The 9,213-nt window shown below is 70.8% G+C and carries 9 protein-coding genes; 5 read left to right on the top strand and 4 right to left on the bottom strand.

Features of this window, described 5'->3' with window-relative positions; genetic code table 11:
- The 4 genes from BFN01_RS09795 to BFN01_RS09780 form a co-directional block, all read right to left on the bottom strand.
- A partial coding sequence (locus tag BFN01_RS09795) for an ATP-binding cassette domain-containing protein (RefSeq protein ID WP_143187210.1) occupies positions 1-524 on the bottom strand: 524 nt, incomplete at its 3' end.
- Between the two features lie 103 nt (positions 525-627).
- Positions 628-2,037, bottom strand: a complete 1,410-nt coding sequence (locus tag BFN01_RS09790) for an NAD(P)/FAD-dependent oxidoreductase (protein ID WP_071643893.1) — start codon at positions 2,035-2,037, stop codon at positions 628-630.
- A gap of 93 nt (positions 2,038-2,130) precedes the next feature.
- Positions 2,131-3,306 (bottom strand): beta-propeller fold lactonase family protein, encoded by a 1,176-nt coding sequence (locus BFN01_RS09785; RefSeq protein ID WP_071643891.1) that lies wholly within the window; start codon positions 3,304-3,306, stop codon positions 2,131-2,133.
- A 25-nt stretch (positions 3,307-3,331) separates the two neighbouring features.
- On the bottom strand, positions 3,332-4,618 hold the full coding sequence (locus tag BFN01_RS09780) for an adenylosuccinate synthase (RefSeq protein WP_071643889.1): 1,287 nt from the start codon (positions 4,616-4,618) through the stop codon (positions 3,332-3,334).
- A 372-nt stretch (positions 4,619-4,990) separates the two neighbouring features.
- Between BFN01_RS09780 and BFN01_RS09775 the strand changes: the two genes are divergently transcribed.
- The 5 genes from BFN01_RS09775 to BFN01_RS09755 form a co-directional block, all read left to right on the top strand.
- Positions 4,991-5,884: MoxR family ATPase (locus tag BFN01_RS09775; protein ID WP_256221106.1), on the top strand; the 894-nt coding region annotated here is incomplete at its 5' end.
- Between the two features lie 5 nt (positions 5,885-5,889).
- Positions 5,890-6,780, top strand: a complete 891-nt coding sequence (locus tag BFN01_RS09770; RefSeq protein ID WP_071643885.1) for a DUF58 domain-containing protein — start codon at positions 5,890-5,892, stop codon at positions 6,778-6,780.
- Positions 6,767-7,255, top strand: a complete 489-nt coding sequence (locus BFN01_RS09765) for a hypothetical protein (RefSeq protein ID WP_071643878.1) — start codon at positions 6,767-6,769, stop codon at positions 7,253-7,255. The genes BFN01_RS09770 and BFN01_RS09765 overlap by 14 nt, the downstream gene beginning before the upstream one ends.
- 11 nt (positions 7,256-7,266) lie before the next feature.
- Positions 7,267-8,271, top strand: coding sequence for a VWA domain-containing protein (locus BFN01_RS09760; protein ID WP_256221105.1), 1,005 nt, complete (start codon positions 7,267-7,269; stop codon positions 8,269-8,271).
- Positions 8,268-9,213: VWA domain-containing protein (locus BFN01_RS09755; RefSeq protein WP_071643876.1), on the top strand; the 946-nt coding region annotated here is incomplete at its 3' end. The genes BFN01_RS09760 and BFN01_RS09755, both read left to right, overlap by 4 nt.

The raw sequence follows: 9,213 nt of genomic DNA, 5'->3' as shown, positions 1-9,213 counted from the left end.
TGCAGGTCGGCGCGCACGATCGGGTCGACGGCGCCGAACGGCTCGTCCATGAGCAGGATGTTCGGGTCTGCCGCGAGCCCCCGCGCGACGCCCACCCGCTGCTGCTGACCGCCCGAGAGCTGGCTGGGGTAGCGGTCGGCGAGCGACTGGTCGAGACCGACCGTGGTGAGCATCTCGCGCGCGCGCACCTGTGCGTCGCGACGCGAGACGCCGGTGAGGCGCAGCACGGTCGCCACGTTGTCGAGCACGGTGAAATGCGGCATCAGACCGGAGTTCTGCATGACGTAGCCGATGCTGCGTCGCAGTGCGACCGGGTCGCCGCCCAGCACGCTCTTCCCGTCGATCTCGACCTCGCCGGAGGTGGGCTCGACCATGCGGTTGATCATGCGCAGCAGCGTCGTCTTGCCGCAGCCGGACGAGCCGACGAAGACGGTCGTCTTGCGTGACGGGATGACCAGGCTGAAATCGTCGACGGCGTGGGTGCCATCGGGGAACCTCTTGGTGACAGACCGGAACTCGATCATCGCGTCGCGGCTCCTGCGGGGACAGCTCTCATGCACGTACCTCCTGGCATCCCTTCGAGGGTAGGCGACATCGCCGACATTGCGGCGGAATCGCACCGACCTGTCATGCGGACTGCCTGCCGTACTCCTCGAGGAATCGCAGCCAGATCTCGCTCATGGTCGGATAGGCGGGGACCGCGTGCCAGAGCCGGCTGATCGGCACCTCGCCGACGACCGCGATCGTCGCGGCCTGCAGCATCTCTGCCACGTCCGCCCCCACGAAGGTGGCCCCGACGACGACCTCGCGCTCGGCGTCGATCACCATGCGCGCTGTGCCGCGATAGTCGTCGGCGTGCAGAGCGGCTCCCGACACCGCGCCGAGGTCGTAGTCGACGACCTCGATCTCCCGGCCGGCCGCGCGCGCGGCATCCGCGGTCATCCCCACCGAGGCGACCTCGGGTTCGGTGAACACGACCTGCGGCACCGCGGCGTGATCGGCCGTCGCGACGTGACGGCCCCACGCGTCGTCGGCGATGACCTCGCCGCGAGAGCGGGCCGCGATGACATCGCCGGCAGCGCGCGCCTGGTACTTGCCCTGGTGGGTCAGCAGTGCGCGGCCGTTGACGTCGCCGACGGCGTACAGCCAATCGCTGCCCGGCACGCGCATCGTGTCGTCGACCTCGATCGAGCGGCCGGGTCGCAGCCCCACGACGTCGAGTCCGATGTCGGCGCTGCGCGGCGTTCGTCCGGTCGCGACGAGCACCTCGGCGGTCGTGATCTCGTGACCGTCATCGAGGGTCAGCGTCACCGCATCGCCCTCGCGGCGCACGGCGGTGGTCTGCGTGTTCAGCCGTACGTCGACGCCCAGCCCGCGCAGCCCCTCGGCGACCTGCTCACCGGCGAACGGCTCCATCCGCTCGAGCAGGCCGCGCCTGGCGATCAGCGTGACCGCCGCGCCGAGTCCGGCGTAGACCGTCGCCATCTCGACGCCGACCACACCGCCGCCGATGACGGCCAGAGAGTCGGGCACGTGCTCGGCGCCGGTCGCTTCGCGGCTGGTCCACGGGTGGGCTTCGGCGAGACCGGGTATGTCGGGGATCGTGGCATCCGATCCGGTGGCCACCGCGACCGCGTGCCGTGCCCGCAGCACCCGCTCGCCGTCGTCTGTGGTCACGGTGACCTCGCGCTCGGCGGTGAGCCTGCCGTGCCCGCGCACCAGATCGATGCCGGCGCTCCGCAGCCACGTGACCTGGCCGTCGTCCGACCAGTGCGAGACGAAGCCGTCGCGCCGGGCGAGCACCTCGGCGGGCGCGATGCTGCCGCCGTCGACTCCCCGCACTCGCTGCGCCGCACGCAGCGCCTGCATGGGCCGCAGCAGCGCCTTCGACGGCGTGCACGCCCAGTACGAGCACTCGCCGCCGACCAGCTCGCTCTCCACGATGACGGCGGTGAGCCCGCCCTGCACCGCTCGATCGGCCACGTTCTCGCCGACGGGGCCGGCACCCAGGACGATGAGGTCGTATTCGTCGCTCATGCCGTCAGTCTCGCCGAGTGCGGCGACTCGTCGACGGGGCTTGACACGGGCAGCGGCGTGCACCGTGCGGCGGACCGGCACCGGCCGGCCGGGTCAGCGCGCGGGCAGGATCACCGTCGGCGTCGGCGCGTCGGTGACGTGGCGCACGTCGCGCGGGGCTCCGGTGCGCTCGTCCAGGTCGACCACACTGACCGTGCCCGACCGCTGTCCCGCCACGAGCAGGGTGCCGTCGTACACGAGATGGTGGCGGGGCCAGTCGACGCCCGAGTCGGCGAGCGCGAACGGTTCGAGAATCTCGCCGCCACCGCGCACGCGTAGCGCGGCGAGCGTGTTGCTGCCCCGCAGCGCCGTGTAGAGGGTGTCTCCGTCGCGGGAGACCGCGAGCTCGGCGGGGAAGTCGACCCCGATCTGGGCGATCGGCGACGCGGTGGTGGCCGAGACGAGGCCCCAGACTCCGTCGCGGGCGGATGCCAGGGTGAACACCTCGCACGAGTACTCGGTGACCACGTGCAGATGCCCGCTGGGGTGCAGCACCATGTGGCGCGGCCCGGTGCCGCGCGGCAGCACGACCTCGTGATCGACCGTCAGCCCCGCGCCGGATGCCCGCCAGATGCGCACCAGATCGAACCCGAGGTCGGTGGTGGCGATGCGCCCGTCGGGCAGGAACACCGCCGCGTGCGCGTGCGACACGCGCGGCTCCTCACCCGCGGGAAGCGGGTGCGGGTCGCGGGCGCGATGCACATCGGGGGCCGACACTCCAGATGTCGGACGGTTCCCGGCATCCGGTCCGACATCTGGAGTGTCGGCCCCCGGAGTGTCGAAGAAGCCCGAGGCCCCACCGTCGCCGAACAGCGCGGCGCGCAGGGCCGCGGCCTTGTCGACGCCGGCCGGCACGAGCGCGCCGTCGTCGGCGATGCCGAAGCGGACGACCCGTCCGTCGCCGTAGCAGCTGGCGATCAGCATCCGTCCGCCGGGCGAGACGGCGAGATGACAGACCGAGTCGCCGGCGGGGAGCGGACCGCCGAGCGGACGCAGCGCCGCTTCTCCGGCGCGGGCGAACGCCTGCACCACCCCTGCACCCTCCTGGGCGGCGTAGACGACGTCGAGCGTCGGATGCGCCGCCAGCCACGAGGGGGATGCCACCGGCGCGGCCGTGCCGCGATGGCGCAGCGTCGACGGTCCGCGGCCCTCGTCGACCGAGAGGATGCCGATGCCCTCGGCATCGCCCTCCATGTCGGAGCCGTAGCCGCCGATCCAGAACCGCGTCATGCTGCGTCCTCTCCCGGCTGCGGGATCAGTCGATCAGGTCGTGGCGCACGATCACCTGGTCGCGGGCCGGGCCCACGCCGATCACCGAGATGCGGGTGTTGCTCATCCGCTCGAGGGTGAGCACGTAGTCCTTCGCCGTCTGCGGCAGGTCGTCGAAGGTGCGCGCCGTCGAGATGTCCTCGCTCCAGCCGGGGAAGCTCTCGTAGATCGGCTTCGCGTGGTGGAAGTCGGTCTGGTTGACCGGCACCTCGTCGAAGCGCGTGCCGTCGACGTCGTAGGCCACGCACACCGGGATCTGCTCGAGTCCGGTGAGCACGTCGAGCTTGGTGAGCACGAGATCGGTGATGCCGTTCACGCGCGTCGCGTAGCGGGTGATCGGGGCGTCGTACCAGCCGGTGCGGCGGTCGCGACCCGTGGTGGTGCCGTACTCGAACCCGGTCTTGCGCAGCCACTCGCCCATCTCGTCCTCGAGCTCGGTGGGGAACGGGCCCGAGCCGACGCGGGTGGTGTACGCCTTGACGATGCCGACGATGCGGTCGAGGCGGTTGGGTCCGACCCCCGAGCCGGATGCCGCTCCCGAAGACGTCGCGGTCGACGAGGTCACGAACGGGTAGGTGCCGTGGTCGACGTCGAGCATGGTTGCCTGACCGGCTTCGAACACGACGACCTCGCCGCGGTTCAGGGCCTCGTCGACGAGGTGCCCGGTGTCGGCGACCAGCGGACGCAGCCGCTCGGTGTACGAGAGCAGGTCGTCGACGATCTCGTCGACAGTGATCGAGCGGCGGTTGAACATCTTCACCAGCAGGTGGTTCTTCTGGTCGAGTGCGCCCTCGACCTTCTGCCGCAGGATGTTCTCGTCGAAGAGGTCCTGCACGCGGATGCCGACGCGGTTGATCTTGTCGGCGTACGCCGGGCCGATGCCGCGGCCGGTGGTGCCGATGCGGCGCTTGCCGAGGAAGCGCTCGGTGACCTTGTCGAGCGTGCGGTGGTACGCCGTGATGATGTGCGCGTTGGCGCTCACCTTCAGGCGCGACGTGTCGACGCCGCGCGCCTCGAGCGCGTCGAGCTCCTGGAACAGCACGGCGAGGTCGACGACCACGCCGTTGCCGATCACCGGGTTCACCCCGGGGCTCAGGATGCCCGAGGGGAGCAGGTGCAGGGCGTACTTCTCGTCGCCGATGACGACGGTGTGGCCGGCGTTGTTGCCGCCGTTGAACTTGACCACCCAGTCGGTGCGCTCGCCGAGCAGGTCGGTGGCCTTGCCCTTGCCCTCATCGCCCCACTGGACGCCGACGATCACGATTCCTGGCATGCGTGTACCCCCTGGTGCTGCACGCTTTCGCCGGGTTTGCACCGGCAGATGAGCTGGCCCTGATCGGGCGTGACCATCCTATCGGAGGGCCTGCGACGGCCCCCGGCGCATCGGCACGAACCCGCGGGGCCCTGCGACGCCCCTCGCCCCTCAGCCGGCCGGAGTGAACCGGATCGGGAACCGCACCTGCACGATGCCGCCCTTCGGCTCGCGCATCGGCCGGGCGGTTACCCTGTACCGGGGGTTCTCGGTCGTCGACGAGCGCCCGACGCGCACGAGGAGTGAGAGATGTCTGAGTTCCCGAATCCCGGATCGACCTCGCAGGCGCCCCCCGCCGGAGCGGGCGATCTGGCTCGCGCGCAGCGCATCCNNCTGCGCGCCAGCCTGCTCATCGCCCTCATCGCCGGCGGGCACATCCTGCTCGAGTCCGTGCCCGGGCTGGCCAAGACGACAGCGGCGAGCACTCTGGCCGACACCGTGAAAGCCAGCTTCAAGCGCATCCAGTGCACTCCCGACCTGCTGCCGAGCGACATCACCGGCAGCCAGATCTACGACGCCGGAACCGGCAGCTTCCGCACCGTGCTCGGCCCGGTGCACGCCCACTTCGTGCTGCTCGACGAGATCAACCGCTCGAGCGCGAAGACCCAGTCGGCCATGCTCGAGGCGATGCAGGAGCGGCAGACCACGATCGGCGGCGAGGTGCATCCGCTGCCGCGCCCGTTCCTCGTGATCGCCACGCAGAACCCGATCGAGCAGGAGGGCACCTACGAGCTGCCCGAGGCGCAGATGGATCGCTTCCTGCTCAAGGCGATCGTCGAGTACCCGAGCCCCGCCGAGGAGTTCGAGATCCTCAACCGCATCGACTCGGGGGCGCTCGACCCCGACCGGCACGTGGCCGGCGCGATCAGCCTCGACGATGTGCACGACCTGCAGGACATCGCCTCGCGGGTGTACATCGACCCGGCGATCCGCAACTACATCGTGCAGATCGCCTACGTCACCCGCAATCCGGCGCCGTACATCGGCGAGGAACGCGCCCGGTTCGTCAAGTACGGGGCCAGCCCTCGCGCGAGCATCGCCTTCCTGCAGGCGTCGCGCGCCCTGGCGCTGCTGAACGGCCGCACCCACGTGCTGCCGGAGGACATCCGGTCGCTGCGCCACCTCGTGCTGCGCCATCGGGTGCTGCTGACCTTCGAGGCGGATGCCGAGGGCGTGCGCAGCGAGGACATCATCGACCAGATCTTCGCGTCCGTGCCGACCCCGTAGCGCCCATGGCGAGTCTGATCACCCAGGTGAAGGCCACGCTCTTCATCCGCTCGTCGCAGAAGTCGATGCACGCGCTGGACGGCGCGTACGCCTCGCTGCTGCGCGGACGCAGCCTCGACTTCGAGGATCTGCGACCTTACGAGTTCGGCGATCAGGTGCGGGACATCGACTGGCGCGCGACCGCCCGTCACGGCGAGCCGCTGATCAAGCGCACCAAGGCCACCCGCAAGCACACGGTGCTGTTCCTCGTCGACACCGGTCGCGGCATGCGCGCGCTCGCGGAGGACGAGGGCGGCAAGCGCGATCTCGCCGTGCTGCTGACCGGTGCCCTCGGCTTCCTCACCGTGCGTCACGGTGACGACTTCTCCGTCGTCTACGGCGACAGCGCTCGCGTGCGACGGCTGGCGACCGGCAGCAGCGAGGGCGCCCTCGAGCACGCGCTGCGCACGGTGAGCGCGGCGATCGACTCCAGCACGGCGGCGGGGGATCGGGATGCCCTGCTGCGCTACACCGCGCGCAACATCGCACGGCGCATGATCGTCGTGCTCGTCACCGACGAGGCGCCGCTGACGCCCGACACCGAGGGCCTGCTGCGCCGGCTCACCGTGCAGCACGATGTGCTCTGGATGACCGTGCGCGACGCCGACCCCGTCATCCGGCGGGGCAGCGCGGGCACGCACCGACGCGACGTCGACAGCGGCTGGACCATTCCCGACTTCGTGCAAGGCGACGTGGAGGTGATGGCCGAGCTGGCCGCCGACGAGGCGGCCCACACCGCCGCGCGCGATGCCACGCTGCGACGGCTCGAGATCGCGCACGCCGAGTTCGGCGCGCAGAGCGCGGCGGTGCCCACGCTGCTCGCCATGCTCAACAGGAGGTCGCATGCCCGCACCTGATGAGCTGTATCCGCCCGCTCAGTACGGCTGGGGCTGGCTCGTGCTGGCGATCGGCATCCTGCTGCTGCTCGCCGGCGGCGCCTGGCTGCTGATCGCGCTGACCAGGCCGAGGCAGAGCATCACCCTGCCGGGAGAGGCCGCACTCGCACCGCCGGCAGCGGCGGTCCTCGATCAGCTGCGCGGGGAGTACCTGGCCGACGTCCAGCGCATCGAAGACGCATACCGCTCGGGGCATATGACGCCGCGACAGGCGAATCTCGAGCTGAGCCGCACCGTGCGCGCGTTCGTCAACGAGTACTCCGGGCTCGAGGCTCCGGTGCTCGCGCTCGACGACCTCGTCGCTCGCGGCGTCGATCCCGCCCTCATCGACGCGATCCGCCGGCACTACTACCCGAGCATCTTCCAGCGCGGACCTGCGATCGATCCGGTCTACGGCGCCGACGCCGCGCGCACCGTCGTCACGAGCTGGCACTGAGGGGTGACGACGTGACACTGAACATCTGGTGGATGCCGCTGGTCGCCCTCGGTGTGCTCGTCGCAGCCGTCGCGGTGGGCGCGGTCATCGGCATCCGCTCGGGCCGACGAGCCGACGCCCGGCCGGCCGCACTGGTCTCGCGCGCGGAGCGACTGCGCGCGCTGCCCTCGTTCCGCGCCGCAGTGCGGCGGCGGACGGCGCTGCTGTCCGGCATCGTCGCGCTCGGCGCGATCGCCGTGCTGCTCGGCGGTGTCGTCGCAGCCCGTCCGATGGCGCCGAAGACCGTGCAGCCGGTGAACGCCAGCCGCGACATCATGCTCTGCCTCGACGTGTCGGGCTCGATGTCGGACGTCGACGTCGAGGTGCTCAGCGTCTTCGAAGAGCTGCTGAAGGGGTTCGAGGGCGAGCGGATCGGACTGACCATCTTCAACAGCTCGCCCGTGCAGGTGTTCCCCCTCACCGACGACTACGCGTTCGTGAAGGAGCAGCTTCAGAACGTGCGCGGCAGCTTCGACTACGTCGATGAGACGCCCGAGCACTGGGTCGGCACGCTCAACGGCCCGGGTGCATCGCTGATCGGCGACGGGCTCGCCGCGTGCACCATGCGCTTCGACCACCAGGACGATGAGCGCAGCCGGTCGGTCATCCTCGCGACCGACAACGAGCTCGCGGGCGCGTCGATCCTCACGCTCGACGAGGCGGCGCAGTACGCGAAGGCGCAGCGCGTGCGCGTCTTCGCCCTCAACCCGGTGCAGGGCAAGGACGCGCAGGTCAGCGCGCAGCTGGCCGACGCGGCGGCACTCACCGGCGGGCAGTCGTACGCGCTGCGGGCGACCACCACCGTGGGCGACATCATCGCCGAGATCCAGAAGCAGGAGGCGACGACGCTGAAGGGTCAGGCGCAGGTGATCCTGGTGGACAGCCCGAACCTGTGGATTTCGCTGATGCTCGTGGCGGTGCTCGGCTTCGTCCTGCTGCTGAGCGTGGTTCGGGATGCCGGAGGGAGGCGCCCGTGATCCTCCAGCCCGTCCTGCATCCGATCCTGCTCGCGCTGCTGTGCGCGGTGCCGGCGTTCTTCGTCGTGCGCGCACTCGTGAGAGGGCCCTCGCGCGGGCTGTGGGCGCTGCGCCTGGGCATGATCGTCGTCGTCTTCATCATGCTGCTGCGGCCCGGCATCCCCGGCGGCACCTCGGAGACCCTCGCCACCGACACCGATGTCGTGATCGTCGTCGACACGACGGCGAGCATCGTCGCCGAGGACTGGGCAGGTGACCGCCCCCGCATCGACGGCATCCGCGCCGACGTGCAGGCCATCGTCGACGAGTACCCGGGGGCGCGGTTCGCGCTGATCAGCTTCGACGCGGCCGCGCAGCTGCGTCTGCCGCTGACGACGGATGCGACCGCGCTCATCTCATCGCTCGACGTGCTGCGGCCCGAGGTGACCGATCAGTCGCGCGGATCGTCGATCGGCATCGCGAACCGGATGCTGGCCGACACGCTCGCGGCTGCGGCGGAGGCGTCGCCCGAGCGAGGGCGCATGGTGTTCTACCTCGGCGACGGCGAGCAGACGGCGTCGAGCGAGCCGGAGTCGTTCGCCTCGAGCGCGAAGTACGTCGACGGCGGGGCGGTGCTGGGCTACGGCACCGCCGAGGGCGGGCCGATGCGGAAGACGACCGGCCAGGGCTCGGAGAGCGGTGGATACATCGAGTACCAGGGACAGCCCGCCCGGTCGGTGATCGATGAAGACAACCTGCGCCGGGTGTCGGAGCAGCTCGGCATCGAGTACCGGGCCAGGGCGGCGGATGCCGAGATCGACCTGCCCGAAGCGCCGACGAGCACCACCGACTACGCGGCCTCCGGCGAGGTCGGCAACGTCGTCGAGCTGTACTGGATCGGGGCGCTGGCGCTGATCGCGATGCTGGCGGTCGAGGTCGCGCTCGCGACCATCTCGGTCGTGC

It is taken from the genome of Microbacterium sp. AR7-10 (assembly GCF_001878835.1).
In the GTDB taxonomy this organism is placed as follows: Bacteria; Actinomycetota; Actinomycetes; order Actinomycetales; family Microbacteriaceae; genus Microbacterium; species Microbacterium commune.
This window is presented reverse-complemented; position numbering and strand designations above follow the sequence as displayed.

Coding starts and splice junctions, on each gene's coding strand:
- BFN01_RS09765 (WP_071643878.1), top strand. CDS start 6,767: ATGCCCGCACCTGATGAGCTGTATCCGCCCGCTCAGTACGGCTGGGGC.
- BFN01_RS09770 (WP_071643885.1), top strand. CDS start 5,890: ATGGCGAGTCTGATCACCCAGGTGAAGGCCACGCTCTTCATCCGCTCG.
- BFN01_RS09780 (WP_071643889.1), bottom strand. CDS start 4,618: ATGCCAGGAATCGTGATCGTCGGCGTCCAGTGGGGCGATGAGGGCAAG.
- BFN01_RS09790 (WP_071643893.1), bottom strand. CDS start 2,037: ATGAGCGACGAATACGACCTCATCGTCCTGGGTGCCGGCCCCGTCGGC.
- BFN01_RS09785 (WP_071643891.1), bottom strand. CDS start 3,306: ATGACGCGGTTCTGGATCGGCGGCTACGGCTCCGACATGGAGGGCGAT.